Genomic DNA, 25162 nt, shown 5'->3' with positions numbered 1-25162 from the left:
AGGCTGGCAAGCCTCTATCCCTGAGGGCTCAGGCGCCGAAGTTCAGCAGGCCGGCGGCTTCTGCAGCAGCGGCCTCCTGGCGCACCTGTTCACGGCTCAGGGAGCTGCCTTTTTGTGCAGCAGGCACCACATATTGATCACCTTGCAAAGGCATGGTGTGGTTGGCCACAGCCTGCTTGACCTGATTCGACACCTCGGCACGAGTCAGCTGGCTTTGCGCTTGCTCTTGAACTGGATAGTGGTCGCCGGTGAAGTCCAGGCCAGCAGCCTGAGCGGCAAAAGCGGACACAGCCAGAGCGGCAACAGCGGCAAAACGAATGGTGTTTTTCATGATTTTCTCCAGACCTTGTTGTTCAGAAGTTCGTTGACTGATGCTGAAATTGACCGGTTGCAGCGAACCCATGACCTGAACTTTAGGCATCTTTGATCCTGGTAAAAACCCTTGGAATCACAACGCACCATTTCAGAAACTGAAACAATAAAAAGCGTATATGGCAGCGGGGCAGCGCTTTGTCACTCCGCTGTCCGCTTTTACAGTCATAGCTGCCCGCGCAAGCAGGGCAATGGTTTGAGGCTGTTTTCACGCTTGCCTCAAGGCCTGCGTATGATGGCTGGACATCCACCCCCCAACCCAAGCTCAACCGCCATGGCTGTGACTCTGAACGACAAGCTGGTCGTCGCCATCTCTTCCCGCGCACTCTTTGACTTCGAAGAGGAAAACACGGTGTTCGAGCGCAGCGACCCCGACACCTATCTGCGCCTGCAGCGCGAGCGGCTGGACACACCCGCTGCACCCGGAGTGGCGTTTTCACTGGTGCAGAAGCTGCTGGCCTTCAATGCCGAGGCTCCGCAGCGCGTGGAAGTGGTGCTGCTGTCGCGCAACGACCCGGTCAGCGGCATGCGGGTGTTCCGCTCGGCCAAGGCCCATGGCCTGGACAGCATCCAGCGCGGCGTGTTCACCCAGGGGCGCGATCCCTTCGGCTATTTGCGCCCGCTGGGCGCTCAGCTGTTTCTGTCGGCCAATGCCGACGATGTGACGCAGGCGCTGCAACTGGGCTACCCGGCAGCCCATGTGTTCACCGACTCCATGCGCGCCAGCGGCACGCACCCGCAGGAGGTACGCATTGCCTTCGACGGGGATGCCGTGCTGTTTTCCGACGAGGCCGAGCGTGTGTACCAGTCCCAGGGACTGGAAGCCTTTCAAAAGCACGAGCTGGAAAAAGCTGCCCAGCCCCTGCCCGAAGGGCCGTTCAAGCCGCTGCTGGCGGCGCTGCACCGACTGCAGCAGATGCAGGTGCCCGGCATGCGCATACGCACGGCCCTGGTCACGGCACGCAGCGCCCCGGCCCATGAGCGTGCGCTGAACACGCTGATGGACTGGAAAATCGATGTGGACGAGGCCATGTTCCTCGGTGGCCTGGCCAAGGGAGCCTTTCTGCGCGAGTTCGAGCCTGACTTCTTCTTTGACGACCAGACCGGCCATGTGCGCAACGCGGCCAGCCATGTGCCGTCCGGCCATGTGCGCAGCGGCATCGCCCACGAGAAGGCGCTGAAACATCCCTAGGCCATACATCAACCAGGATGCAGCAGGAGCCACCACCTTGAGGCAAAGCTCTTGCCTGAACCTGATTGGCGGAAATCGTGCTTCGTAAAGCTGCGGCAAAGCCCTGAAAGGGATTGCAAAAGCCTGACCGCTGGCGGCATGAGCGCTTGAAAATACGGCCATGACCTCCATTGTCAAGATCATGCGTCAAGCCAAAAAACACTCTCTGCCCCAGCGCAGCGCTTCCGTCATGAAGGCTGCCATGGGGGTGCTGCTGACCAGTGCCTTCATGCTGCTGCCCACGGCACGCGCCGATGAGACAGCCACCGAAAAACCCGAAGCCCAGCTCTCCAAGGGCGAGCTCAAGGCCCAGCGCCAGTTCAAGATGCTGGACTTCAACCACGACGGCAAGCTCAGCCGCAGCGAAGTCGCCATCATCCCCAAGCTGGCCGCCGCCTTCGACGAAACCGACACCAACAAGGACGGCTTTGTGAGCTACGAGGAAGTGCGCGCCTTTGCCGTCAAATACCGCGCCGAGCGCGGCCTGGACAAGACCAAAGCGGCAGCAAAAACGCCAGCCGCAGCACCATCTCCGGCTGCTGCGCCAGAACCAGCCGCTAGCCAATCAGAAGCTGCAGGCGCCGAGCCTGAAAGCAAATAAGCCGAATAATGCATTCAAGCGCTTGAATATCAAGCGCTTGCAGCTCTCAAAATCAGAGCAGAGCAATCACTTGGCATTGCCAGAGCGTTTGATACGCGGCTCGGCATAGGTCAAGGGCTCGCTGCGGGCCGTGCGCTTGTTCTGCAGCAGATCCTCGCTCTTGCTGGTTTCCTGTGCCTGATCCACGGCCTGGGCGCTGGCACGCCACATGGACTGGATGAATTCGATCAGCTGCTTGGAAATCGGCTCCTTGGGCGGCTCCTCCACCTCTTCCTTTTGCTTGATCTCTTCAGCCAGCGTCCAGTCGCGGTTTTCCGTGTCGGGCGCGGACGGCTTTTCAGGCTCGCGCACGGTGCGTCCTTCACCGACCTTGTCCACGGATTCGGCAGCATTGACTGCATTCACGGGCCGCACCGGCGCCGCGCCGGAAGCGCCTGTGGAATACAAATCGGCCCCCTGGGTACGCCAGGGCGTCTGTGTACGATCTAGAGGTGGAATTTGCATGGCTTGGCCCTCGGCAGTTGAAAAGGTTCAGGCGGGAAAACAGCTATCTCGCCCTGTTATCGGCCTGGCTTGAGAAATCTTTAGCATTTTTTACAGCTCTTGTTTGATAGCAGGCAACGTAGATTGGACAAGCGATTGCCGGCGATTTCATGTCAGTTTCAGTGCAGACCTCAAAAAAAAAAGACCTCGCCGGTTGCCCGCGAGGTCTTGGTCTTTGGGAAGTTCCGCTTCAGCTCAGAGAAAGCGCTCCAGCAGCTTGCGCGAGTGTCTGTCCAGCCTGTTGCTGTCGGGAATGCGGTACTGCACTCCGTCCTGGCCGGTAATCTGCAGCTTGGTGCGGCCGGCCAGCTTGCGGATGTCTTCCTCGGCCTTGAGCACCATCTGCGTCATGCCGCGATCGGTTTGCAGATCCCAGGTACTGGGGGTTGAGAAGCTGGAGACCTTGAGGATGCGCTCGATCGTGGGCACGAATTCGCGCACGGCAAGGTCCTGCTCTATCAGTTGACGGTGTTCTGGCTGCAGATCGTCCATGCGGGCCACCCACAAAGCCTCTTTGCCATCGGCGCCGATCAGCGACAGGCCTTCGGTGGGGGCGGCAATGGGAAAGGCGCGCACCGGCACCACGGCTTCGAACACGGTGCCGCCTGCCAGCGTCAGCACCAGACGACCATGGGCGTTGCGCACCAGCTGCATGCCGGCCAGGTTGGATTGAGGAGCTTCGATCATTGGGGTTCCTTGGTCTGCAGCTTCAGACCCGCGGCCTGGGCATCTTCTTCGGCACGGCGGGCCTGAGCGTCGTAGAGGCGGAAGTAGTGGCCCTTGAGCGCCATCAGCTCGTCGTGGGGGCCAACTTCGACAATCTCGCCGCGATCCATGACAACCAGACGGTCGGCCTTGCGCAGCGTGGACAGGCGGTGGGCAATCGCAATCGTGGTGCGGCCCTGCACCAGATTGTCCAGAGCGCGCTGGATTTCCTTTTCGGTTTCGGTGTCCACGGCCGAAGTCGCCTCGTCGAGGATCAGGATGCGCGGGTCGATCAGCAGCGCGCGCGCAATCGAGATGCGCTGACGCTCGCCACCCGACAGACCCTGGCCGCGCTCGCCGACCAGCGAGTCATAGCCGTGTGGCAGGCGCAGGATGAACTCGTGGGCATGGGCAGCGCGCGCAGCGGCCACGATTTCCTCGCGGGTGGCACCGGGCTTGCCATAGGCGATGTTCTCGGCAATCGTGCCGAAGAACAGGAAGGGCTCCTGCAGCACCAGGCCGATATTGCTGCGGTAGTCGGAGACGGACATGCGGCGCACGTCCACGCCGTCGAGCTGGATGGAGCCTTCGGACACGTCGTAGAAGCGGCAGATCAGGTTGACCAGGGTGCTCTTGCCCGAGCCGCTGTGGCCGACCAGGCCTATCATCTCGCCGGGCTTGATTTGCAGATCCAGATGCTTGATGACGGCGCGGCTGCCGTAGCGAAAGCCCACGTCTTCCATGGTGATGGCGCCCTGCGCCTTGCCGGGCAGCTTCACGGGGTTGCTGGGCTCGGGCACATTGCTGACATGATCAAGGATGTCGAAGATGCGCTTGGCACCGGCCGCCGCCTTTTGCGTGACCGAGACGATGCGGCTCATGGAATCCAGACGCGTATAGAAGCGGCCGATATAGGCGATGAAGGCCGTCAACACACCGACGGTGATGGAGCCGCCGGCCACCAGATAGATGCCGAAGCCCCAGACGATCAGAATGCCGACTTCTGTCAGCAACGTGACCGTGGGCGTGAACAGAGACCAGGTCTTGTTGACCTTGTCGTTGGCCTGCAGATTGACCAGATTGGCATCGGCAAAGCGGTCGGCTTCGCGCTTTTCCTGGGCAAAGGCCTTCACAACGCGGATACCGGGGATGGTGTCGGCCAACACATTGGTCACCTCGGACCAGACGCGGTCAATCTTCTCGAAGCCCGTGCGCAGACGGTCGCGCACGGTGTGGATCATCCAGGCGATGAAGGGCAGCGGCACCAGCGTCACCAGGGCCAGCCAGGGGTTGATGGAGAACAGGATGGCCGAGGTCATCACGATCATCAGCACATCGGTCGCAAAATCAAGAGCATTTAGCGACAGAAAGAGATTGATACGATCGGTTTCAGCACCGATACGCGCCATCAGATCGCCGGTGCGCTTGCTGCCGTAATAATCCACCGACAGGTTCAGCAAATGGTTATAGGTGGTGGTGCGCAGATTCGAGCCTATGCGCTCGGACACCTTGGCCAGCACAAAGGTGCGGGCCCAGCCCAGGGCCCAGGCCAGCAGGGCTGACAAAAGCAGCATGCCCAGATAGAAAGTCACGAGGCTGGAGTCGATCTTCTCGCCGTTCTGGAACGGAATCAGGATCTTGTCCATCAACGGGATGGTCAGATACGGCGCCACCAGCTGGGCCGCCGTCGTGGCCAGGGTCAGCAGAAATCCCAGCAGCAGCTGGCCTTGGTAGGGCTTGGCAAAGCGCCACAGGCGCAACAGCACCCAGGTCGATGTCTGCGGGGCCTGCTGGCGTGCGCAAGCCGGGCATTCCTCGGTATCGGGAGGCAGTACCGTATGGCAGACCGGGCAGTGGGCCGCATCCTCGTCGTTGAGCGCGCTATAGGCTTCCTGCTTAGCAATGCGCTCGCGCTGGCGGTCGAACTGCTGCATCAGCTGCAGCATCGAGGTCTGATGCTTGAGCGTTACAAACCATTGCACCAGACGGGCGTCATGGTTGTGCAGCTCCAGATTGCCGACACCGCCATGGTCCTGCAGCTTCAGGCTCTGATCCACGGCCAGCGGCCACTCGGCCCACTGCTGGGTCTGTGGATCGCAGGTCAGCAAACGGTCCTGCGTCAGGGCCAGCAAGCCGTTGCCAAACTGTAATTGCGCGCTCAGGTCAACCGGGACGATGGCTAATACGTTTTCATGTGAAGCGAGCTTGGCTCGTAATTCGTCCCCCAGGGGGCCGGCAAAGACTGCCGAGGCGTCCACAGTATGGTGATGTTGCATGTTGAGTTATTTTTCTCCGCCGATGACGGCTCCAAGAGTCATGCGGGCAACCGCATCGACATGGTGAATGTGGCTGTGCGTGACGCTCGATACATCCTGGTTAACGCGCGAACCTGCGTTTAGGCTGACACGCTCCGGAATGCAAATTCTGAGCGCACAATGCCAATCCATCTTGGGCAGGATTCTAAAAAATCCTGTTCTCCCCCCATCTATCCGCTGACTGACATGGCGAAACTCAACGACATCCAACTCTTGCGCACTACTTTCCTGCGTGGCCCCAGTGTCTGGACCTACCGCCCGGTACTGGAAGTCTGGCTGGATCTGGGAGAGCTGGAAGACTTTCCGTCCAACAAGATTCCCGGCCTCAACGAACGTCTGACCGCCTGGCTGCCCGACCTGATCGAGCACACCTGCGGCGTGGGCGAACGCGGTGGCTTCATTCAGCGCCTGGAAGGCGGCACCTGGATGGGCCATGTGCTGGAGCATGTGATCATCGAATTGCTGAACCTGGCCGGCATGCCTGCCGAATTCGGCCAGACGCGTGAAATTTCCAAGCGCGGCGTCTACCGCATGGTGTTCCGCTGCCCCGAAGAGGCCGTGGCCCGCGTGGCGCTGGAGCAGGGTCACAAGCTGCTGATGGCAGCCATCAATGACGAGAAGTTCGATCTCAAGCCTGCCGTTCACGCCATCAAGACAGCGATCAACGACCGCTACCTGGGCCCCTCGACCGGCTGCATCGTCGATGCCGCAACCGAGCGCCGCATCCCCCATATCCGCCTGAACGACGGCAACCTGGTGCAACTGGGCTATGGCGCCGCACAGCGCCGCATCTGGACGGCCGAGTCCGACCAGACCAGCGCGATTGCCGAAGGGATTGCCCAGGACAAAGACTTCACCAAGCGCCTGCTGGCCGCCTGCGGCGTGCCCGTGCCCGAGGGGCAGATCGTGCACAGCCCCGAAGAGGCCTGGGAAGTGGCTCAGGACATCGGCTTTCCCGTGACCGTCAAGCCCTCGGACGGCAACCACGCCCGTGGCGTGACGCTGGAACTGTCCCAGGAAGCCGACATCAAGGCCGCGTTTGCGTTGGCCGAGCCCGAAGGCTCAGACGTGATCGTCGAAAAATTCATCGACGGCGTGGAGCACCGCCTGCTGGTGGTGGGCGGCAAGGTCGTTGCCGCAACCAAGGGCGAGACCGTTTCCGTCTACGGCAACGGCAAGGCCACGCTGCGCGAGCTGGTCGAGGTGCTGAACCAGGACCCCCGCCGCGGCCCCGAGCAGGAATATCCGCTGGACTGGATCAACCTCGAAGCCGGCGCCGTCAAGCTCGAACTCAACCGCCAGCATGTGACTCCCGACAGCGTGATCCCCCAGGGTCAGGCCGTGCTGCTGCAGCGCAACGGCAATATGGCCATCGACTGCCTGGACGACGTGCACCCCGACGTGGCCTACTACGCCGTGCTGGCTGCAAAAATCGTGGGCCTCGATATCGCCGGCATGGACATGATCCTCAAGGACGTTTCCCAGCCCATGCAGGGCCAGGGCGCGATCCTGGAAGTCAATGCCGGCCCCGGCCTGCTGATGCACCTCAAGCCCACCAGCGGCGCACCGCGCCCCGTGGGCATGGCGATTGCCGACCACCTTTTCCCACGTGAAGACGGTTCCGGCGCTGGCCGAATCCCCATCGCAGGCATTGTCGGCACGCGCAACAACGCCTTTATCGCCCGCCTCGTGGGCTGGCTGCTGCAGCTGTCGGGCAAGCTCACGGGCGTGGCCAGCAGCGAAGGCATGTTCATCGCCAACCGCCAGACGCAAAAGACCAATACCGGCAACTGGGCAGGCGCCCATCGCCTGCTGACCAACCGTCTGGCCCAGGCCGCCGTGATTCAGACCACGGCCCGCTCCATTCTGGAAGAAGGCCTAGCCTATGACCGCTGCCTGGTGGGCGTGGTCACCGATATGGACGGTTACGAACAGCTGGCCGACCACGATGTGCTGGAGCCAGGCCAGATGCGCCGCGTGATGCGCACCCAGATCGATGTGGTGCTGGACGAGGGTGCCGGCGTGCTGAACGCCGACCTGCCCGAAGTGGCCGACCTGGCCGAGCTCTGCGACGGCGAAGTGATCCTCTACTCGATGGATGCCGCCAATGAGGCCGTGGCCACCCACCGCGCCAACACCGAAGCCCAGCATGAAGGTGGCCGCGCCGTCTTCGTCAAGGGCAACAACGTGGTGCTGGCCACCGGCACGCAGGAGCGCGTGCTGGGCACACTCGATGCCTTGTCGCTGCCCGGCGGTAAAAAGCCTGATACCCCTGCGCTGCTGGCCGCGATTGCCACGGCCTGGGCGCTGGACATCACGCCCGATCTGATCGGCGCCGGCATCAAAACCTTTGAGTACCAGGCTTGATTGCGCCCTAGAACGCTTCAATAGATATAGCTGCTAGCGCTTGCCAGATAAGCTCTAGACCAAGAAAAAGCTTGAAATTCAGCTGAAAGAAAACTATGCAGATCACCCGCACCAGAGCCCTGCGTGGCCCCAACCTCTGGACCCGCAGCACCGCCATTGAGGCCATCGTGCACTGTGACGACAGCGAGCTGCTGTACACCGCCATGCCCGGCTTCGAAGACAGGCTGCGCGCGCGTTTCCCCACCATCGGCCCCCTGCAGCCCCATGGCGCAGACCAGCGCCTGTCACTGGCCCATGTGCTGGAAGTCGCCGCCCTGTCGCTGCAGGCCCAGGCAGGCTGCCCCGTCACCTTCAGCCGCACCCATGAGACCGTGGAGCACGGTACCTTCCAGGTGGTGGTCGAGTACACCGAAGAGGCCGTGGGCAAGCTGGCCATGGAGCGCGCCGAAGCCTTGATCCAGGCCGCGCTGAACGGCACGCCCTTCGATGCCGAGGCCACGATTGCCGAGCTGCGCGAACTCGACGAGGACGACCGCATCGGCCCCTCGACCGGCGCCATCGTTGACGCCGCCGTGGCCCGTGGCATACCGTTTCGCCGCCTGACCAGCGGTTCGCTGGTGCAACTGGGCTGGGGCTCGCGTGCGCGCCGCTTCCAGGCCGCCGAGCTGGACTCCACCAGCGCCGTGGCCGAATCGATTGCCCAGGACAAGGACCTGACCAAGCGCCTGCTGCATGCCGCCGGCGTGCCCGTGCCCATGGGCCGCCCCGTGACCGACGTGGAAGACGCCTGGGCCGTAGCCCAGGAGGTAGGCCTGCCCGTGGTGGTCAAGCCCCAGGACGGCAACCAGGGCAAGGGCGTGGTGGTCAACATCACGACCCGCGAAGGCCTGGAAGCCGCCTACAAGGTGGCCAGCGAATTTGGCGACGAGATTCTGGTCGAGCGCTTTCTGCCCGGCCATGACTTCCGCATGCTGGTCGTCGGCGGCCAGCTGGTTGCTGCCGCCCGCCGCGAGCCCCCGCAAGTGCTGGGTGACGGCACCCACACCATCCGCGAGCTGGTGAACATCGTCAACCAGGATCCGCGCCGCGGCTCGGGCCACGGTACGGCACTGACCAAGATCCGTCTCGACGACATCGCCATCGCGCGCATTGCCTCCGAAGGATTGAGCCCCGACTCCGTGCCCGCCCAGGGCCAGCGCGTGGTGCTGCGCAACAACGCCAATCTGTCCACCGGCGGCAGCGCCACCGATGTGACCGATGACGTACATCCCGAAATCGCGGCACGCGCGATTGAAGCCGCACAGACTATCGGACTGCATATCTGCGGCGTGGACGTGGTGTGCGAAACCATGCTCAAGCCCCTGGAAGAGCAAAGCGGCGGCATTGTGGAAGTGAACGCCGCCCCCGGCCTGCGCATGCATCTGGCGCCCTCCTTCGGCCGTCCTCGCAATGTGGGCGTGCCCATGGTGGACGAACTGTTTGCCCCTGGCGACGATGGCCGCATTCCGCTGGTCGCCGTCACCGGCACCAATGGCAAGACCACGACCACGCGCGTGATCGCCCATCTGTTCACCTCGCATGGCTGGCGTACCGCCATGACCAATACCGATGGCGTGTGGGTCAACGGCCGCCAGATCGACAGCGGCGACTGCTCGGGCCCCAAGAGCGCCCGCAACGCCCTGGCCCACCCCGAGACCGACGCAGCCGTGCTCGAATGCGCACGCGGCGGCATTCTGCGCGAAGGCCTGGGCTTTGACCGCTGCCAGGTCGCCGTGGTCACCAATGTGGGCGAAGGCGACCACCTGGGTCTGAACTTCATCACCACCAAGGAAGATGTCAGCGTTCTCAAGCGCGTCATCGTGCAGAACGTGGCTCCCACCGGCTATGCGGTGCTCAACGCGGCCGACCCTCTGGTCGCCGCCATGGCCCATGTCTGCCCCGGCAAGGTCATCTTCTTTGCCGCCGACCGCCACCACCCCGTCATGGCCACGCACCGCGCCCAGGGCAGCCGCGTGGTCTATGTGGACGGAGACTCCATCGTGGCGGCAGAAGGTTCGTGGCGCGAATCGATCCCGCTGCGCGAGATTCCGCTGACCCGGGGCGGCACCATCACCTTCCAGGTGGAGAACATCATGGCCTCCATCGGTGCGGCCTGGGCGTCCGGCCTGCCCTGGCAGACCATTCGCCGCGGCCTGGCCGGCTTCCTCAACGACAGCGACAACGCCCCGGCACGTTTCAACGTGATGGATTACAAGGGCGCGACCATCATTGCCGACTACGGCCACAACCCCGACGCCATGCGCGCGCTGGTGCAGGCCGTAGAAGCCATGCCTGCCAAGAAGCGCAGCGTGGTGATTTCCGGCGCCGGCGACCGCCGCGACCAGGACATCGTCGAGCAGACCCAGATCCTGGGCAAGGTGTTCGACGACGTGATCCTCTACCAGGATGCCTGCCAGCGCGGCCGCGAAGACGGCGAAGTGCTGGGTCTGCTGCGCAAGGGCCTGGAAGGCGCTGCCCGCACCAGCTACAGCACCGAAATCCACGGCGAATTCCTCGCCATCGATCATGCCCTTGCCCGCCTGCAACCCGGCGATCTGTGCCTGGTGCTGGTGGATCAGGTGGAAGAGGCGTTGGAACACCTGAGAAAACATGTAGAGCAGCAGTAACCCCCTGAGGCGCTTTGCGCCTTCCCCCTCACGAGGGGGACGACAGCCTTTGCTGCGCGGCGGCGCTTGCTGGCTGTCTCTCGCTTGGGGTGCGCCAGTTTTACTGGCTCTGCTCCCTTGAACTCAACCCGGCCCAGGCCGGGTTTTGTTATGGAAAGCAGAGCATGTTGCGCAGATGCAGCAAGCGTTTGCAGCATGTTTCAGGCATGACGGTGAATCTTTATGATGCCAGCCATGACTTTGCAATCGTTTCGCCGCATTGCCACCTGCCTGCTGGGCCGGTGCGTGCTGGCATGGTTTGCACTGTCCATGGGCGCCGCCGTGGCGTCGCCGCTGGTTCAGCCGCATGGCTTTGAGCTGATCTGTACCAGCACCGGCGCCGTGAAGCTGATCGTCATCGGTGAGGACGGCAGCAGCGATCACATCGTTCTGGGTGCAGGACATCTTGATTGCCCCATGTGTCTGCCCCATGCAGCGCCACCGCCGCCCGCGCTGCAGTTGCCGCCCCCAGCGGCATCACCTCTTTGGCATGCGCTTCAGCCCGTGGAGCGGGCTCGCATCGCGTCGATTACCGCCGACCCTCTGCCCGCGCGCGGGCCACCCCCTGCTGGAATCTGAACCATTTCCGGCTCTGGCGCAGACCTGATCTGCGCAGGCCGCTATCAGATTCATAGGAGCCAAAGCGCTCCGGGGACATTGCATGAAGAAGTTTTTATTGCCACTCATGGCGGGTGGCATCGCATGGCCATGCCTGGCGCAAAGCGCGCAGGACATTTCCGAAGCACCCGAGCGCAGCAGAGAGCTGGGCATGGTCACCGTTACCGGCGGCCAGCCCAGCTCGCTGCCCACGCAGATTCCGACCACGATAGAAGGCATCACGCGCGAGGAGATAGAGACCCGCATCAATGCCACCGACAGCGAGGACGCGCTCAAATACATGCCCAGCCTGTTGGTGCGCAAGCGCTATATCGGCGACTACAACCACGCCATCCTCTCCACGCGGGCTTCGGGCACGGGCAACAGCGCACGCTCGGTCGTCTATGCCGACGGTATTCTGCTGTCCAACTATCTGGGCAATGGCATTGCCAACGGCACCAACTACGCGCCGCGCTGGGGCCTTGTCACACCCGAGGAAATCGAGCGCGTCGATGTGATGTACGGCCCGTTCTCGGCGGCCTACCCGGGCAACTCCGCCGGTGCCGTGGTGGACTATGTGACGCGCATGCCCGACAAGCTCGAAGCCCATGTGGCAGCCGGCTACTCGTCCCAACCCAGCAGCAATGTGCTGGGCAGCAGCGGCCACTACAGCAGCTGGAACAGCAGCGCCTCCATCGGCAGCAGAAGCGGTCCCTGGTCGTTCTGGATCAACCTCAACCATACGGACAGCCACAGCCAGCCGTTGACCTTTCCCTTTGTGCTGCAATCGGCCGGCTCGGCAGGCAGCGCGGGCACGCCAGTGACAGGCGCCATCGCAGGACTGAACACCACCAACCAACCCTGGTACATCCTGGGTGCAGGCACCCAGTACCACACGCAGCAGGATCACGCCAAGATCAAGCTGGCCTATGACATCACGCCCACGCTGCGCGCCAGTTACACGCTGGGCTGGTGGCAGAACAGCGCCAAAGGCCGGGCCGAGAGCTATCTCAAAGGCCCCGACGGCCAGACCGTCTACAGCGGCCCCATCAATATCGATGGCAAGAGCTATATGGTGTCGCCCACGGCCTTTGGCCTGAGCCGGGACAGCCAGACCCACACCATGCATGGCGTCTCTCTCAAAAGCCACGCACGCGAGACTTTTGACTGGGAACTCAGCGCCAGCCTCTACGACTACGGCAAGGACCAGCAACGCGTACCCACCATCGCCCTGCCTGCTGCAGCCCAAGGCGGTGCCGGCACCTTGCAGGATCAGAACGGCACGGGCTGGAACACCGTCGCCGCCAAGGGCACCTGGCGGCCCGACGGCCTGCAGGGCGCGCATATTGTGGACTTTGGCGCGGGCCGCGATGCCTACAAGCTAGACATTCGCAAATACGGCGTGCTGGGCGACTGGCAATCCGGCCCCGCGAATCCGCAAGCCCTGGTCAGCCAGGTCGGCGGCCGCAGCGAGACGCGCTACCTCTGGGCGCAGGACAGCTGGAAGATTTCCTCCAGGTGGAAGTCCGTGCTGGGCCTGCGCTGGGAAGACTGGACGGCCAGCGACGGCCACACCGCCACGGCCAGCAGCCAGCTCGGCTATGACAAGCGTAGCGAATCGCATTTCTCGCCCAAGGCGGCACTGGCGTACCAGCTGGCCCGCAACACCACGCTCAAGGCATCGCTGGGCCGCTCGGTGCGCTTTCCCACTGTGGGCGAGCTGTATGGCGCGACCTCGGGCGGTGCGCTGTCCTTTATCAACAACCCGAATCTGAAACCCGAGCGCTCCTGGACCAGTGAACTCTCTGCAGAGCAGGACCTTGGCAATGGCCTGCTGCGCGCCACGCTGTTTCATGAGAGCACGCGCGACGCGCTCTACAGTCAGCTGATTCCGGGCAGCACCACCTCGGCCGTGCAGAACGTGGACAAGGTGCGCACCACGGGGCTGGAGCTGTCTTACTCGGCGCAGTCCGTCGGACGATCCATAGGGCTTCGCGGACTGGACCTGGGCGGCAGCCTGACCTGGGCCGACTCCCAGATCGTGGCCAATGCCGCCAACCCCGCCAGCGTGGGCAAGTGGCAGCCCCGCGTGCCGCGCTGGCGCGCCACGGCCTGGGCCACCTATCAGCCCACGGACCGCTGGGCACTGACGGTGGCTGCGCGCTACAGCGGCCGCCAGTACTCGAATCTGGACAACAGCGATGTCAATGCCAGCACCTATATGGGGGCCAGCAAATACTTCACCGTCGACCTGCGCGCCCGCTACCAGATCGACAAGCAGCTATCGGCAGCCTTTGGCATAGACAATCTCAACAACTACCAGTACTGGAACTTCCATCCCTACCCGCAGCGCACCTATACGGCCTCGCTGCGCTGGGATCTTTAAGCGGCTTGCAAACGGTGGGTCTTGCGCATGCTGAAAGTGCCAAGACCTGCCATGACGGCCAGCACCACGCCCAGCGCGCAGGCCCCCTGCCAGCCGTTGATGCGCCAGGCCAGCGTGCCCAGCGCCGAGCCTGCGGCCGCGCCCGTGAAGTAGCCCGTCATATAGACGGCATGCATGCGCCCGCGCGCCGCGGGCAGCAGTTGGGACACCGTGGCCTGGTTGGTGATGTTCAGGCATTGCAGGCCAAGATCAATCACCACCATGCCCAACACAAACCAGCCCAGGTGCGCACCACCCCACCACAACATGGGCCAGGACAGCAGCAGGGCCAGCGCGCCGATGGCGCAGCTCACGCGGCCCAGGCCCTTGTCCACCAGTCGCCCGGCCTGCGTGGCGACCAGTGCACCCGCGGCTCCGGCCAGACCGATCAAGCCGATCTGCCCGTCATCCAGCCCCAGTGGCCCGGCAGACAGCTGCAGCGCCATGGTGGAAAAAAGCACGCTGCAGGAGGCAAACGCCAGCGCGCTGACCAGAGTGCGCTGACGCAGACCCGGCTGGCTGCGCAGCAGTTGCCACATGCTGCCCAGCACCTGGGGATAACTGGCGGGGCTGGGGTTACGCGATGCAGGCAGCGCCTTCCACAGCCACAAAGCCACCACGGTCATCACCAGAGCAGCGCCCTGGTACACGGCTTGCCAGCCCCAGGTGTCTGACACCACACCGGCCACGCTGCGCGCCAGCAGAATACCCAGCAGCAGCCCGCTCATCACCCAGCCCACGGCGCGGCCACTCTGGCCCGGTTGCGCCAGCGCTGCGGCCATGGGCACCAGCACCTGTGCTGCCACCGAAAACAGGCCCGCCATCAGCGTGCCCAGCAAAAACAGATTCAGATTGCCCGCCAGCCCGCACAGAGCCTGGCCCAAGGCCGCCAGCAGCATCAGCGTGACGGCCAGACCGCGCCGCTGCAGCTTGTCGCCCAGGGGCGCCAGCAGCAGCAAGCCGCAGGCATAGGCCACCTGGGCCAGCGTCACACTGGCGGCCGCCGCCGATTCGGCGACCTCGAAGTGCTGAGCAATGGAATGCAGCAGCGGCTGATTGAAATAATTACCGCCCGCGCACAAACCGCAGGCCAGAGCCATCAGCAACAACGAAGAAGCGCCCAGACCGGGCGCGGATTTTGGAGATGACATGGAAAACCAGCCACGGCCAGAACGGCTGCGGCATACCAAAGAAAGCAAGAGGATTGGTGCGTTCCGAGCAGGTCGGCGCACCCGGGAGATTTGGCTGGTGCTGACGAAGCACCCCGGGAATCTGTATTGCCATGCAGACGAGCAAGCGCCGCGGCAGAGCTGTATTGTCCCCAGAGCACCGCTTTTTCGGCGGCGATCAGGCACAATTCCCTGTCAGCAAACAAGGGTTAACCCTTAATTTCTTTCAACTCTGCTCTCACCCATGCGCACCCCCATGAAAATTCTTTCCGCCGTTCTTGTTGCCGCTGCAGCCACCGTTGGAACCATGGCCTTTGTGGGCATGAGCCATGCCGAACAGATCGGCGCCGTGGATACCGTCTTCAAATGGATTGGCCCCGATCACAAAATCGTGGTCGATGCCTATGACGACCCCAAGGTACAGGGCGTGACCTGCTACGTCTCGCGCGCCAAGACCGGCGGCATCAAGGGCGGCCTGGGTCTGGCCGAGGACCGCTCCGAAGCCTCCATCGTCTGCCAGGCCACGGCAGGCATACAGATTACCGAGCCGCTCAAGCAGCAGGAAGAAGTGTTTACCGAGCGCACCTCGCTGCTGTTCAAGCGCCTGCGCGTGGTGCGCATGGTGGACGCCAAGCGCAATGCCCTGGTCTATATGACCTATTCCGACCGCGTCATCGAAGGCTCGCCCCAGAACAGCGTGACGGCCGTGGCCGTGCCCCACGGCACGCCCATCCCGCTCAAGAAATGAAGACTGGCATCACCCTGGATCTGCTGGCCATGGCTCTCAGCGGCCCGGTGGTCCATGCCCTGCCCTCTGAGCGCGCCCTTCCCGGCAATACCTCGGAGCACGACATCAAGCTCAGCCTGATAGAGACGGGGGCCACCATGAGCGAGCAGACCCTGAAATGCGGTCTGGTCAGCGAGAAAGAGCTACAGCAAACCCGTGCCCGGCACCGCAAGAACATGCCCGGGCAGCTGGGTTTCAGCGTCGCCGAATACGACAGCATCTATACCAAGGCGCTGACCGGTTTTCAGCAGAGATGGTCAGCCATGAATGCGCAGCAGCGCGAACAGGAACGTCAGCAAATTCACATGCTGAACAAGAGCTCGCGCTGAGCCTGCGTGGCCGCTAGGCTAGCGGTTAGCCGAAGGCCAGCCCGCCTGCATCCAGCGCCGGCGGGCGCTGCAGATCTTCGTTCACGCCCATGGTCTGGCTGGCGCGCTCCACGGCCTGCCATAGCAGCGCCGGCATTTGCAAGATCGCTTCGGGGGAATCGGCTGCGTCAATCCAGTGGCTGATCTGCAGATGCTGCTCATGGGTCAGCAAGTCCAGGTGCAGCATTTCGTCAATGGTCTTCATGGTGATTCTCCCTGCTTGTCTGGCCCGGCGCTGCACGACTTGTGGCGGGCTTGTCTATGCAATATAGGGGCAAAAAGCCCCAACGCAAGAAATTGCTGCACCAGCAAAAACCATAGCTGCCAGCGCATGTGTTGCATGCCAAAAGGCGGTTTTCATGGAGATTCCTGCGGTACGCTGGCATGGCAGGCGGCGACAAAAGCCTCCAGCGCTGGAGAGCGCCTCTTGCCCTCACGCTGCACCAGCGAGAAATTGCGCCACATGCGCGGCAGGGTGGTGGGCAGGATCTCCAGTGTCCGGGCCTGCAACTGTGCCTCCACCAGCACGCGCGACAGACAGCTGATGCCCAGGCCCTGCTCCACGCAGCGCGCAATCGCCTCCGAGCTGCCCAGCGTGGCCGCAGCCGGCAGTTGATGCAGATGCGGCAGCAGCGCATGCTCGACCATTTCGCGCGTGCCCGAGCCGGCCTCGCGCAGCAGCCAGGCGGCCTTGCGCAGCGCCGCCACACCCAGCGGCTTGCTGCGCGCCTGCTGGGCCAGCAAATCGCCGGGCGAGGCCACAATGACCAGCTCGTCGCTGAGCCAGGGCTCGACCTCCAGCCCCTGCCAATGGCTGCTGCCTTCGATCAGGCCCAGATCCACCTCCAGCGCCTGCACGGCTTCGCCCACCTCCTGGGTATTGGCAATCTGCAGATCCACACGCACCAGCGGGTGCGAGCGTGCCAGCCTGGCCAGCACCTGCGGCAGGGCGTAGGTGCCGATGGTGGTGCTGGCCGCCACGCGCAGGCGCACCGGCATATTGGCTGCCTTGGCCGAAAACGCCTGCTCTATGCCCCGGGTCTGCTCCAGCACGGCCAGCGCCTGAGGCAGCAAGGCCCGGCCCGCATCGTTGAGCACCAGGCGCTTGCCCACGCGCTCGAACAGCGGCACGCCCAGGCCGGACTCCAGCTGCTGCAGCGCAGCACTGGTCGCAGATTGCGAAAGTGCTACCTCTTCTGCAGCAGCTACCGTAGTCCCTGCCTGGGCTACAGCGCAAAAAATCTCCAATTGACGCAAGGTGAGGTGCAGCATGGTGGACTCGTGTTCGGAAAATGCCTGGGGCCAATCGCCGCTTGCAGCGAAGGCACCGAACTGTCTGGGCGATCAACTTGCTTGCCTTACCAAGCAAATCAGGAGCTTAGTCGAATAGCAGGAACGCAAGCACCCAATCTACCTGTTTTATCGATTGATCTTACAAAAACTATTCGTTATACAGATATAACCAGAAAATCTAAAGTGAAACCCGTCACTGCCAGCCACGCGCCGTGTGCATCAGGCAGCCGGAGGTTTCATGAATACAAGCACTATTTCCCATGCCAGCCCGCCCCAGGGTTGGATGCACCGGACAACAGCCATGGTTCCCGGCCTGCTGCTGGCTGGCGCCATTGCCGCTGCCGCCACCTGGCTGGCCCAGTTCCCCGCCGTCAGGAACAATGGTCTGAGCGCGCTGACGCTGGCCATCATCATCGGCCTGGTCATCGGCAATACCGTCTACCCGGCCATCGCCAGCCAGTGCGGCAGCGGCATCGCCTTCACCAAGGCCCGCCTGCTGCGTACCGGCATCGTGCTCTACGGCCTGCGCCTGACGTTTCAGGATATTGGCCAGGTCGGCATGGCCGGTGTGGTGATCGACGCACTGGTGCTGTCCAGCACCTTTCTGCTGGCGCAATGGATAGGCCAGAAGCTGCTGGGCATGGACAAGCGCACCACCTTGCTGGTGGGGGCCGGCGCCTCCATCTGCGGCGCTGCCGCCGTGCTGGCCACCGAGCCCGTGGCCAAGGGCCGCGCCGAAGACGTGGCTGTGGCCGTGGCCACCGTGGTGGTGTTCGGCACCATAGGCACCTTTCTCTACCCGGCGCTGTTCCACTGGAATGCCGAGTACGGCTGGATAGACACCAGCATGCAGCAGTATGGTGTTTTCGTCGGCTCCACCGTGCACGAAGTGGCCCAGGTCGTGGCCGCCGGCGAAGCCATAGGCAGCCAGGCCGCAGACACGGCCGTGATCGCCAAGATGGTGCGCGTGATGATGCTGGCACCGTTTCTGCTGGTGCTGTCCATGTGGCTGTCGCGCAGCGAACGTAGCGTGGGTGTGAACAACGGCCAGCCCGGCAACAAGATCACCATTCCCTGGTTTGCCTTGGGCTTTGTGCTGATGGCCGGTATCAACTCCCTGGGCGTGCTGCCCAAGGAAGTGGTCAGCGTCGGCATTCAACTCGACAACGCGCTGCTGGCCCTGGCCATGGCTGCCCTGGGTCTGACCACCCATATCCGCGCCGTGCGTGCTGCCGGCACCAAACCGCTGATTCTGGCACTGGCCCTGTTCATCTGGCTGCTGGTCGCCGGCCTGGCTTTGAATCTGTGGATTCCCACCCTGTTTTGATAGCAGCTTGCGCCTGACCGGAGTACAACTCAAATATTGATAGGGCGGAGACCCTTTAAAGGAGAGCGCAAAGCGCTCTCCTTTTTTATTGCTTCCACAAAATTCAAGGGAATACCCTATATATCAATGCGGACTCAATTAGTTTGAATTGCAAATTAATTGATGACGCAGCAAAATTCAGCCCATGTCTTTTGCCGATGCTCCCTCCCGCGACCGCCTGGGCTTTCTCATGGTCACCCTCACGCGCCAATGGCGGCGTTTTGTTGAAGAACAACTGGCTGCCAGCGGCCTGACCGATGCCACCTGGACGCCGCTTCTGCACCTGCGCGCCTGGGGCGATGGCGTGACGCAAAAGGAGCTGGCCGAGCGCGTGGGCCTGGACAGCTCCAGCCTGGTGCGCCTGCTGGACATTCTCGAAGGCAAGAGCTGGGTGGAGCGCCGCGCCGACGCGGCCGACCGCCGCAGCAAACGCATCTTTCTCACGGCCGAAGGCCATAGTGCCGTGGACCATGTACGCGCCACCATGCTGGAGGCCGAGCTCAGCCTGCTGCAGGACCTTGAGGACTCCGAGGTCGAGGCCATGCTGGACGGCGTCAACAAGATTCGCGCCCGCATCGAGCAAATGCAGAGCCAGCGCTGCACACAAGCTCACACCGAAGCCGAGGAACGCGCATGAGCGTGGCTGCCTATGACCGCCTGCTGGAGGGCGCCACGCGATGGGGCTTTGACAGCGCCCGCCTGCGCCAGCATCTGCGCACGGCCTTTGCAGCCTGTATTGCCGTATTCGCCGCCTGGGCCCTGGGGCTGGAGCACCCGCAATGGGCGGGCATGACGGTCTGGGCCGCCTCCCAGCCGCTGCGTGGCCAGTTGCTGGAGAAAAGCTTTTTCCGTATCACCGGCACCATCATCGGCACGGCCGCCGGCGTAGTGCTGGTGCTGATTGCCAACGGCGATCTGCTCTGGCTGGTCACGGGCCTGGCCGTGTGGATGGGCGTCTGCGCTGGCCTGGGCAATCTGCAGCGCAGCTTCGCCTCCTACGGCACCATGCTTTCCGGCTACTCGGCAGCCATGGTGGCCCTGCTGGACAACGGCAACCCCGCCCATGTCTATGAGCTGGGCTGGGACCGCCTGTTCACCGCACTGACCGGTGTGGTCGCGGCCCTGATCGTGGGCTGGCTGCTCACGCCCGTGGGTGCGGAAATCCCCGGCGACGGCCGGGTACGCCGCCTCTGCGCCCGCCTGCTGCGCGATATTGCCGAAGCCGCCCAGGCCACGGCCAGCGGGCATAGCACCCTCAGCCCCAGGGATCTGGCCGAACGCCTGGCCGTCATGGCCGCCATCGAGGAAGGGCTGGACCCGCATGCCGCAGGCTCACAGCGTTCGCGCCGCGCCGTGCGGGCGCTGCGCCGCCTGATCAATACCCAGATCTCGGCCCTGCTCTGGCTGCGCGACAGCACGGGCAAGACCATCACTCCCCAGTTCTCGCCCGACCAAGCCCAGGCCATGACGGCCGCGCTGGAGCAGGCCGCCATGCTGCTCGAAACCCAGCCTGCACCGCTGGCCGCCATCGACGCCATCGCCACGGCCCGCAGCGCCGCCGCCGGCTGGGGCCATGCCGAGGAGATCCTGGGCAATATCGGCCTGGCCCTGCAGGCACACTTTGTAGCTGCCAGCGACCTGACTCTGCCGGCCCACCATCGCGCACGCCAGTTGCCCGTGGTCCTGCACAGCGACTGGGTGGGCGCGCGCCGGGCCATGCTGCGGGCCTTCAGCTCCATTTTTCTGGTCGGCCTGATCTGGGTGGTCACCGGCTGGCATGGCGGCGCCTATATGCTCTTGGGCCTGTCGGTGATGATCACCGTGTTCTCCTCGTTCGAGAACCCTGCCTTCACCATGCGCTTTGTGATTCTGGGCCAGGCCATGGGCGCGGGCGTGGCGCTGGTCTGCCAATGGTTTGCCTGGCCGTTTGCCAACAGCCAATTGCAGATGGTGCTGATGATGCTGCCCTTCATCTTTCTTGGCGCCCTGCTGCTCAGCCACCGCCGCACCACGCTGTACGGCTTTGACTGCAATATGGTCATTCTGCTCGCGCTGTCGCCGCATTTCCCCTATCAGCTGGATGTGGGCCACTCGCTGTCCATGGCCTTTGCCATCGTCACCGGCCCGCTGGCCGGCTGGGCAGCCTATCGCTTCATCCTTCCCGTCACCGCGCAAGGCAGGCTCAACGGCCTGCGCGCCATGATGGTTCACGAGCTGCAGGACATGGCCTCGGCCCCCGCACATGCCCGCGACGTGCGCGTATGGCGCGCCCGCCTCTACCACCGCCTGTTGCGCCTGGTGCGCGCCTCCGAAAAAGTCAGCGCCCCCGCCGTGCAGGAAGCCGCCGACTGCGGCCTGGCCGCGCTGCGCGTAGGCAAGGCCGTGTTGATTCTGCATACGCTGGAAGGTGATGTACTTTTATCCGAAAGCACCTTGCGCAGCGTGCGCAGTGCGCTACAAAGACTGCAGCAGTTACCCAGCTCCCCCGCCAAGGCTGCGCCGCTGCTGCAAGGCCTGGCCCGGCGCATACAACAGCGCCAGCCCGAACAGGCCCTGCAGCTGCAGCTTGCTGCCCAGGACATCATCGGGCACCAGAGGTTTTTTGCCAGCACGGCTGGCATTGCCTGATTGATGGGCCCCAAAAAAGCCGCTGTAACAGCGGCTTTTTTCTTTCCGGCTTCCTCGATGCAGCCGCGATACCCCTGACGCTGCCACGGAGGATGCACAGCGCCTTCCACAAGCGTACAGTGATTGAACGTCCATCCGTGGAAAGGCAACCGCCATGTGGGTGCTGCTCCTTGCGCCGTTCATCGGCCTGCTGTACGTGTCGCTGTACAACCATGCACAGCCCACGCTGTTCGGCTTCCCGTTCTTCTACTGGTATCAACTGGCCTGGGTCTTCGTCAGCGCGCTGCTGACATGGCTGGTCTACCGCCATTACTTCGGTGCGTCCGACGGGGAGAGCTCATCATGAGCGGCACCACCATCCACTGGACCGCGCTCGCGGTCTTCGCCTTCTTCTTTGCGCTGGTCACGGTGCTGGGCTTTGTCGCTTCACGCTGGCAGCGCGGGGCGGCGGCACCGGCCCAGCATCTGGACGAATGGGGCCTGGGCGGCAGGCGCTTCGGCGGCTGGATCACCTGGTTTCTCGTGGGCGGCGACTTCTACACGGCCTATACCGTGATCGCGGTGCCGGCCCTGGTCTACGCGGTCGGAGCCTACGGCTTCTTCGCCCTGCCCTACACCATCGTGGTCTACCCCATCGTCTTCGCGATCATGCCGCGGCTCTGGCAGGCGGCCCGCGATGCCGGCCATGTGACCGCGGCCGACGTGGTCTACGGCCACTACGGCTCGCGCACGCTGGAGCTGGCCGTGGCCCTGACGGGCGTGATCGCCACCATGCCCTATATCGCGCTGCAACTGGTCGGCATGCAGGTCGTGATCCAGGCCCTGGGGCTGCAGGGAGAGCTGCCGCTGGCTCTGGCCTTCGTGATCCTGGCGCTCTACACCTACTCGGCCGGGCTGCGCGCGCCGGCGCTGATCGCCTTCGTCAAGGACTTGATGATTTACATCGTGGTGCTCGCCGCCGTGGTGCTGGTGCCGGCCAAGCTCGGCGGCTACGCGGCCGTGTTCCAGGCCGCGGACAGCGCCTTCGCGGCCAAGGGCGGCAGCACGGGCCTGCTGCTGCAACCCGCCCAGATGCTGCCCTATGCCACGCTGGCCCTGGGCTCGGCACTGGCGGCCTTCATGTACCCGCACACGCTGACCGGCATCTTCGCGGCCAAGAGCGCCAACACCATCCGCAAGAATGCGGTGTTCCTGCCCGCCTATACGCTGCTGCTGGGCCTGATCGCCCTGCTGGGCTATATGGCCTATGCCGCACACCTGAGCATCAAGACGCCCAACGATGTAGTGCCAGCACTGTTCGCCACGCTGTTCCCCGAGTGGTTCAGCGGCTTCGCGTTCGCGGCCATCGCCATCGGCGCCCTGGTGCCTGCGGCCGTGATGTCGATTGGCGCGGCCAATCTGTTCACGCGCAACTTCTGGAAGGCCTATGTGAACCCCGAGGTCACGCCCGAGGGCCAGGCCAAGGTCGCCAAGCTGGCTTCGCTGGTCGTCAAGCTCGGTGCCCTGGTGTTCATCCTGTTCGTGCCCACGCAGTTTGCGCTGTACCTGCAACTGCTCGGCGGCGTGTGGATCATGCAGACGTTTCCCGCCGTGGTCTGCGGCCTTTACTTCAAGGGGCTGCGCGCCCCGGCACTGTTCACGGGCTGGGCCTTGGGCATGCTGACGGGAACCGCCCTGGCGTTTGGCGACGGTATCAAGCCGGTGCACAGCTTTGTGCTGGGCGGCCACAGCTTCGCGGTCTACACCGGGCTGTTCGCGTTGCTGCTCAACTTCGTGGCCGTTCTGGCCGTACAGGCCGCGCTGTCCATGAAGCATCACACAGTACCCCATGCACAGGCCTGAGTCATCAGGCAGCTGCTGAAAGACCGCTCGAAAGATGGGCGGCAATCGCCGCCTCGCCCACACCATAAAGCCCGGCCAACGCCGAGGGCGTGGCTACGGCGCGCGGCTCGCCCACGTCCAGCAGCCGCCCGCGCCCCAGCAAGGCAATGCGTGTTGCCACGCGCAAGGCATGCTCGGGCTGATGGGTGGACAGCAGCACGGCCATGCCCTGGGCACTCAGCACGGCGATCTGCTCCAACACTCGAATCTGGTTGCCGAAGTCCAGGCTTGCCGTGGGTTCGTCCATGACCAGCAGCGCGGGCTCCTGCGCCAAAGCGCGCGCGATCAGCACCAGTTGCCTCTCGCCACCGCTCAGCTCCGTATAGCGGCGTGCGGCCAGATGGGCGATCTGCAGCCGCTGCATGCAGGCCAGGGCCAGGACCCTGTCTGCGCGTGATGGCCTGGCCAGCAAAGGCAGGCGCGCGGCACGGCCCATGAGCACCATGTCCAGCGCCTCGAAGGCAAACACCCCGGCCTGGGCCTGGGGTACATAACCGACGCGGCGCGCAAATTCGGCTCGCGGCCAATGCTGCACCAGCTGGCCCTGCACCAGCACCTGACCCGCCAGCGGCGGCAGCAGGCCCAGCACGGTGCGAAACAGCGTGGTCTTGCCGCAGCCGTTGGGGCCGAGCAGGCACAGCACCTCGCCAGCGGCAATGCACAGGTCCACCGCCTCGCTGACCATGCGCCTGCCATGGCCGGTACGCAGTCCAAGCAACTCCAGCACCGACATCAGGCCTCTCCTTCGCGACGGCCCGTGCGGGCCAGCAGATACAGAAAGAAAGGCGCACCGACCAGGGCCGTCAGAATGCCCAGCGGCAGCTCGATGCGCGCCATGGTCCGGGCCAGGGTATCGGCCGCCACCACAAAGCCCGCACCCAGCAGCGCCGAGGCCGGCAGCAGCCGTACGAAATCGGGGCCGACCAGCAGGCGCGCCACATGCGGCACCACCAGCCCGACCCAGCCTATGATGCCGGCCAGCGACACCGCCGTGCCCAGCGTGGCGCAGACCACCAGCACCAGGCGCAGCCGCCCGACCGGCACGCCCAGGGCGCGCGCCTCCTCGTCGGGCAGGGCCAGTAAATTGATGCGCCAGCGCAGCAGCAGCAACGGAACCAGGGCCATCAGCATCACCGGCGCCGTGCCGGCCACATCCTGCAGCGTCACGGCCGACAGTCCGCCCATGAGCCAGAAGGTGATGGTGGGTAGTTGGGTGTTCGGATCGGCCAGGGTCTTGATCAAGGCAATGCCTGCGCCCAGCAAGGCGCCCAGCGCAATGCCGGCCAATACCAGCACCAGTACCGGATCGTGCCTGCGCACGCAGGCGCTGATGGCCACCACGATGGCCACGGCGACCAGCCCGCCGCCAAAAGCCAGCCATTGCACGGCGAACATAGCCAGGCCCAGATAGATGGCGATGACGGCGCCCAGGCCCGCGCCGGCCGAAACGCCCAGGATGTCGGGCGAAACCAGCGGGTTGCGGAACATGCCCTGGTAGGCCGCACCGGCTGCAGCCAGCATCGCGCCGACCGCCACGCCGGCCGCGATGCGCGGCAGCCGGATATTCCAGAGTACGGTTTCGGCCGCTGGCGGCAGCGGCGACGCCGCCCCCGTGGCCCGCGCCCACAGCGCTTCGGCCAGCTGTGCCGGTGCCAGCGCAAACTGGCCCGAGCCCAGCGCCCACAGCAGCACCAGCGCCAGCAAGGCCAGGGCCAACCACCAGCCCCAGGCCGTGGCAGCGCTCCTTGAAACAGAGCTTCCAGCGCTTACCCTGCCTAGATTGGAGCGGAATAACTTCATGAAAAATTC

General features: G+C 64.0%; 22 protein-coding genes. 13 read left to right on the top strand and 9 right to left on the bottom strand.

The features are described from left to right. Window positions 1-28: 28 nt before the first annotated feature. Window positions 29-331: a DUF4148 domain-containing protein gene (locus QMY55_RS03330; protein WP_283487290.1), complete on the bottom strand. Its 303-nt coding sequence runs from the start codon at window positions 329-331 to the stop codon at window positions 29-31. A 315-nt stretch (window positions 332-646) separates the two neighbouring features. On the opposite strand from QMY55_RS03330, the gene QMY55_RS03325 reads away from it, so the two are divergent. After that, the gene (locus QMY55_RS03325) at window positions 647-1564 is read left to right on the top strand and encodes a 5'-nucleotidase (protein WP_283487289.1); all 918 of its coding nucleotides are present in this window, start codon (window positions 647-649) and stop codon (window positions 1562-1564) included. Window positions 1565-1724: 160 nt separating this feature from the next. After that, on the top strand, window positions 1725-2204 hold the full coding sequence (locus QMY55_RS03320) for an EF-hand domain-containing protein (protein WP_407650606.1): 480 nt from the start codon (window positions 1725-1727) through the stop codon (window positions 2202-2204). 66 nt (window positions 2205-2270) lie between these two features. Here the strand turns inward: QMY55_RS03320 and QMY55_RS03315 are convergent, their stop codons facing one another. The 3 genes from QMY55_RS03315 to QMY55_RS03305 all read right to left on the bottom strand — a co-directional run bounded on the left by QMY55_RS03315 (window position 2271) and on the right by QMY55_RS03305 (window position 5728). Continuing rightward, complete coding sequence (locus QMY55_RS03315) at window positions 2271-2708, bottom strand: hypothetical protein (protein ID WP_283487288.1); 438 nt, start codon at window positions 2706-2708, stop codon at window positions 2271-2273. A gap of 234 nt (window positions 2709-2942) precedes the next feature. Next, window positions 2943-3434 (bottom strand): cyanophycin metabolism-associated DUF1854 family protein, encoded by a 492-nt coding sequence (locus tag QMY55_RS03310; protein WP_283487287.1) that lies wholly within the window; start codon window positions 3432-3434, stop codon window positions 2943-2945. Beyond that, window positions 3431-5728 (bottom strand): cyanophycin metabolism-associated ABC transporter, encoded by a 2298-nt coding sequence (locus QMY55_RS03305; RefSeq protein WP_283487286.1) that lies wholly within the window; start codon window positions 5726-5728, stop codon window positions 3431-3433. Before QMY55_RS03305 ends, QMY55_RS03310 begins: the two co-directional genes overlap by 4 nt. A gap of 225 nt (window positions 5729-5953) precedes the next feature. Between QMY55_RS03305 and QMY55_RS03300 the strand changes: the two genes are divergently transcribed. The 4 genes from QMY55_RS03300 (at window position 5954) to QMY55_RS03285 (ending at window position 13822) form a co-directional block, all read left to right on the top strand. Further along, window positions 5954-8134, top strand: a complete 2181-nt coding sequence (locus QMY55_RS03300) for a cyanophycin synthetase (RefSeq protein WP_283487285.1) — start codon at window positions 5954-5956, stop codon at window positions 8132-8134. 95 nt (window positions 8135-8229) lie between these two features. Continuing rightward, window positions 8230-10800: a cyanophycin synthetase gene (gene cphA / locus QMY55_RS03295; protein ID WP_283487284.1), complete on the top strand. Its 2571-nt coding sequence runs from the start codon at window positions 8230-8232 to the stop codon at window positions 10798-10800. A 234-nt stretch (window positions 10801-11034) separates the two neighbouring features. Further along, window positions 11035-11418 carry a DUF2946 family protein gene (locus tag QMY55_RS03290; RefSeq protein WP_283487283.1) on the top strand — a complete coding sequence of 128 codons (384 nt, stop codon included), beginning with the start codon at window positions 11035-11037 and terminating at the stop codon, window positions 11416-11418. Window positions 11419-11500: 82 nt separating this feature from the next. Next, window positions 11501-13822, top strand: a complete 2322-nt coding sequence (locus tag QMY55_RS03285; protein WP_283487282.1) for a TonB-dependent receptor — start codon at window positions 11501-11503, stop codon at window positions 13820-13822. On the opposite strand, the gene QMY55_RS03280 is transcribed toward QMY55_RS03285, so the two are convergent. Further along, complete coding sequence (locus QMY55_RS03280; protein ID WP_283487281.1) at window positions 13819-15012, bottom strand: MFS transporter; 1194 nt, start codon at window positions 15010-15012, stop codon at window positions 13819-13821. The two genes, QMY55_RS03285 and QMY55_RS03280, sit on opposite strands and share 4 nt — an antisense overlap. Before the next feature lie 262 nt (window positions 15013-15274). Here QMY55_RS03280 and QMY55_RS03275 point away from each other — a divergent pair, with 262 nt between their 5' ends. Continuing rightward, window positions 15275-15778, top strand: a complete 504-nt coding sequence (locus tag QMY55_RS03275) for a CreA family protein (RefSeq protein ID WP_283487280.1) — start codon at window positions 15275-15277, stop codon at window positions 15776-15778. Next, window positions 15775-16146, top strand: coding sequence for a hypothetical protein (locus tag QMY55_RS03270; protein ID WP_283487279.1), 372 nt, complete (start codon window positions 15775-15777; stop codon window positions 16144-16146). The genes QMY55_RS03275 and QMY55_RS03270 overlap by 4 nt, the downstream gene beginning before the upstream one ends. Before the next feature lie 25 nt (window positions 16147-16171). Here QMY55_RS03270 and QMY55_RS03265 read toward each other — a convergent pair whose 3' ends face one another. Both QMY55_RS03265 and QMY55_RS03260 read right to left on the bottom strand, forming a co-directional pair. Continuing rightward, on the bottom strand, window positions 16172-16390 hold the full coding sequence (locus tag QMY55_RS03265) for a hypothetical protein (protein WP_283487278.1): 219 nt from the start codon (window positions 16388-16390) through the stop codon (window positions 16172-16174). 152 nt (window positions 16391-16542) lie between these two features. Continuing rightward, complete coding sequence (locus QMY55_RS03260; protein WP_283487277.1) at window positions 16543-17457, bottom strand: LysR family transcriptional regulator; 915 nt, start codon at window positions 17455-17457, stop codon at window positions 16543-16545. Between the two features lie 259 nt (window positions 17458-17716). On the opposite strand from QMY55_RS03260, the gene QMY55_RS03255 reads away from it, so the two are divergent. The 5 genes from QMY55_RS03255 (at window position 17717) to mctP (ending at window position 23314) form a co-directional block, all read left to right on the top strand. Then, entirely contained in the window at window positions 17717-18805 is a 1089-nt protein-coding gene (locus QMY55_RS03255; protein ID WP_283487276.1) for a YeiH family protein, read from the top strand. Window positions 18806-18989: 184 nt separating this feature from the next. Further along, entirely contained in the window at window positions 18990-19481 is a 492-nt protein-coding gene (locus QMY55_RS03250) for a MarR family winged helix-turn-helix transcriptional regulator (RefSeq protein WP_283487275.1), read from the top strand. Further along, the gene (locus tag QMY55_RS03245) at window positions 19478-21472 is read left to right on the top strand and encodes an FUSC family protein (RefSeq protein ID WP_283487274.1); all 1995 of its coding nucleotides are present in this window, start codon (window positions 19478-19480) and stop codon (window positions 21470-21472) included. The genes QMY55_RS03250 and QMY55_RS03245 overlap by 4 nt, the downstream gene beginning before the upstream one ends. A 154-nt stretch (window positions 21473-21626) precedes the next feature. Next, complete coding sequence (locus QMY55_RS03240; protein WP_283487273.1) at window positions 21627-21818, top strand: DUF3311 domain-containing protein; 192 nt, start codon at window positions 21627-21629, stop codon at window positions 21816-21818. Beyond that, entirely contained in the window at window positions 21815-23314 is a 1500-nt protein-coding gene (gene mctP, locus QMY55_RS03235) for a monocarboxylate uptake permease MctP (RefSeq protein WP_283487272.1), read from the top strand. Before QMY55_RS03240 ends, mctP begins: the two co-directional genes overlap by 4 nt. Window positions 23315-23318: 4 nt before the next feature. Here mctP and QMY55_RS03230 read toward each other — a convergent pair whose 3' ends face one another. Together QMY55_RS03230 and QMY55_RS03225 are read right to left on the bottom strand one after the other, a co-directional pair. Next, on the bottom strand, window positions 23319-24086 hold the full coding sequence (locus QMY55_RS03230) for an ABC transporter ATP-binding protein (RefSeq protein WP_283487271.1): 768 nt from the start codon (window positions 24084-24086) through the stop codon (window positions 23319-23321). Next, the gene (locus QMY55_RS03225; RefSeq protein ID WP_283487270.1) at window positions 24086-25153 is read right to left on the bottom strand and encodes a FecCD family ABC transporter permease; all 1068 of its coding nucleotides are present in this window, start codon (window positions 25151-25153) and stop codon (window positions 24086-24088) included. Before QMY55_RS03225 ends, QMY55_RS03230 begins: the two co-directional genes overlap by 1 nt. Between the last annotated feature and the right edge of the window lie 9 nt (window positions 25154-25162).

It is taken from the genome of Comamonas resistens (assembly GCF_030064165.1).
GTDB lineage: Bacteria > Pseudomonadota > Gammaproteobacteria > Burkholderiales > Burkholderiaceae_C > Comamonas > Comamonas resistens.
Note: the sequence above shows the minus strand (reverse complement) of the source record. Positions and strands in the feature narration are given on the sequence as shown.

What these genes read in the sequence shown, in the direction of transcription:
- QMY55_RS03325 (WP_283487289.1), top strand. Translation starts at nt 647, where the DNA reads ATGGCTGTGACTCTGAACGACAAGCTGGTCGTCGCCATCTCTTCCCGC.
- QMY55_RS03275 (WP_283487280.1), top strand. Translation starts at nt 15,275, where the DNA reads ATGCGCACCCCCATGAAAATTCTTTCCGCCGTTCTTGTTGCCGCTGCA.
- QMY55_RS03245 (WP_283487274.1), top strand. Translation starts at nt 19,478, where the DNA reads ATGAGCGTGGCTGCCTATGACCGCCTGCTGGAGGGCGCCACGCGATGG.
- QMY55_RS03305 (WP_283487286.1), bottom strand. Translation starts at nt 5,728, where the DNA reads ATGCAACATCACCATACTGTGGACGCCTCGGCAGTCTTTGCCGGCCCC.
- QMY55_RS03310 (WP_283487287.1), bottom strand. Translation starts at nt 3,434, where the DNA reads ATGATCGAAGCTCCTCAATCCAACCTGGCCGGCATGCAGCTGGTGCGC.
- QMY55_RS03300 (WP_283487285.1), top strand. Translation starts at nt 5,954, where the DNA reads ATGGCGAAACTCAACGACATCCAACTCTTGCGCACTACTTTCCTGCGT.
- QMY55_RS03290 (WP_283487283.1), top strand. Translation starts at nt 11,035, where the DNA reads ATGACTTTGCAATCGTTTCGCCGCATTGCCACCTGCCTGCTGGGCCGG.
- QMY55_RS03270 (WP_283487279.1), top strand. Translation starts at nt 15,775, where the DNA reads ATGAAGACTGGCATCACCCTGGATCTGCTGGCCATGGCTCTCAGCGGC.
- QMY55_RS03265 (WP_283487278.1), bottom strand. Translation starts at nt 16,390, where the DNA reads ATGAAGACCATTGACGAAATGCTGCACCTGGACTTGCTGACCCATGAG.
- QMY55_RS03255 (WP_283487276.1), top strand. Translation starts at nt 17,717, where the DNA reads ATGAATACAAGCACTATTTCCCATGCCAGCCCGCCCCAGGGTTGGATG.
- QMY55_RS03280 (WP_283487281.1), bottom strand. Translation starts at nt 15,012, where the DNA reads ATGTCATCTCCAAAATCCGCGCCCGGTCTGGGCGCTTCTTCGTTGTTG.
- QMY55_RS03250 (WP_283487275.1), top strand. Translation starts at nt 18,990, where the DNA reads ATGTCTTTTGCCGATGCTCCCTCCCGCGACCGCCTGGGCTTTCTCATG.
- cphA (WP_283487284.1), top strand. Translation starts at nt 8,230, where the DNA reads ATGCAGATCACCCGCACCAGAGCCCTGCGTGGCCCCAACCTCTGGACC.
- QMY55_RS03330 (WP_283487290.1), bottom strand. Translation starts at nt 331, where the DNA reads ATGAAAAACACCATTCGTTTTGCCGCTGTTGCCGCTCTGGCTGTGTCC.
- mctP (WP_283487272.1), top strand. Translation starts at nt 21,815, where the DNA reads ATGAGCGGCACCACCATCCACTGGACCGCGCTCGCGGTCTTCGCCTTC.
- QMY55_RS03315 (WP_283487288.1), bottom strand. Translation starts at nt 2,708, where the DNA reads ATGCAAATTCCACCTCTAGATCGTACACAGACGCCCTGGCGTACCCAG.
- QMY55_RS03225 (WP_283487270.1), bottom strand. Translation starts at nt 25,153, where the DNA reads ATGAAGTTATTCCGCTCCAATCTAGGCAGGGTAAGCGCTGGAAGCTCT.
- QMY55_RS03260 (WP_283487277.1), bottom strand. Translation starts at nt 17,457, where the DNA reads ATGCTGCACCTCACCTTGCGTCAATTGGAGATTTTTTGCGCTGTAGCC.
- QMY55_RS03285 (WP_283487282.1), top strand. Translation starts at nt 11,501, where the DNA reads ATGAAGAAGTTTTTATTGCCACTCATGGCGGGTGGCATCGCATGGCCA.
- QMY55_RS03230 (WP_283487271.1), bottom strand. Translation starts at nt 24,086, where the DNA reads ATGTCGGTGCTGGAGTTGCTTGGACTGCGTACCGGCCATGGCAGGCGC.
- QMY55_RS03240 (WP_283487273.1), top strand. Translation starts at nt 21,627, where the DNA reads ATGTGGGTGCTGCTCCTTGCGCCGTTCATCGGCCTGCTGTACGTGTCG.
- QMY55_RS03320 (WP_407650606.1), top strand. Translation starts at nt 1,725, where the DNA reads ATGACCTCCATTGTCAAGATCATGCGTCAAGCCAAAAAACACTCTCTG.